The organism is Vibrio sp. 2134-1 (assembly GCF_033339495.1).
Map to the genome: position 1 here is coordinate 1 of NZ_JAWOUS010000338.1, position 762 is coordinate 762.

The 762-nt window shown below is 49.7% G+C and carries 1 protein-coding gene; it reads right to left on the reverse strand.

Translation table 11 applies throughout. The features are described 5' to 3' along the window. Positions 1 to 762 (reverse strand): BCCT family transporter (locus R7R78_RS25840; RefSeq protein ID WP_225474582.1); only part of this gene is annotated, 762 nt, incomplete at both ends.

Consider the following 762-nt stretch of genomic DNA (forward strand, 5'->3'; position numbering starts at 1 on the left):
TGCGGTAATCACAATGAAGGATTGCAGCGCAGTGATACCGCCTGAACCCATAGAAATCAGCGCGATAGCCACAACGCCCATCATCAATCCCCAAAACGAGCGAATCACTGCGTTTGGCTCGGCAGAACCTGTCATTACCACACTGATGGTGTAGGTCATCGAGTCACCCGTCGTAACGATGAAGGTGGTGGTCAAAATCAAGAACAGCACCGAAATGATCATTGGAAATGGCAGTTCACCAGTGATTGCAAGCAATACGGCTGGAAGGTTGAAGCCTTCAAAAGCGGAAGAGATCAATCCCGGATTAGCGAGCTCGAAAGCTAAACCGCTACCGCCCACGATGCTGAACCAAAAACAGGTGATCAGCGGCGCAGCAATACTGATGGACAAAATCAATTGGCGAATTGTACGGCCACGCGAAATACGCGCGATGAAGATTGCCATCATTGGCCCGTAACCAATAAACCAACCCCAGAAGAACACCGTCCACCAGCTTAACCAGCCAGTGTCACCGCGATAAAGCGCCATCGGGAAAAAGTTATCCACCATGCGGCCTACGCCTTGCACATAGCCATCAATAATAAAGCTCGTTGGGCCAAAGAACAGGATGTAACCGATCAGCAGCACCGACAGGATGATGTTGTAACGGCTCACAAGTTGGATGCCTTTGCTTACGCCACTTAGCGCCGAAAGCGTGTACATAACGATGGCAGCGACAATCACCATGCTTTGGGTAATGAAGTTATCTGGGAAACCAAATAA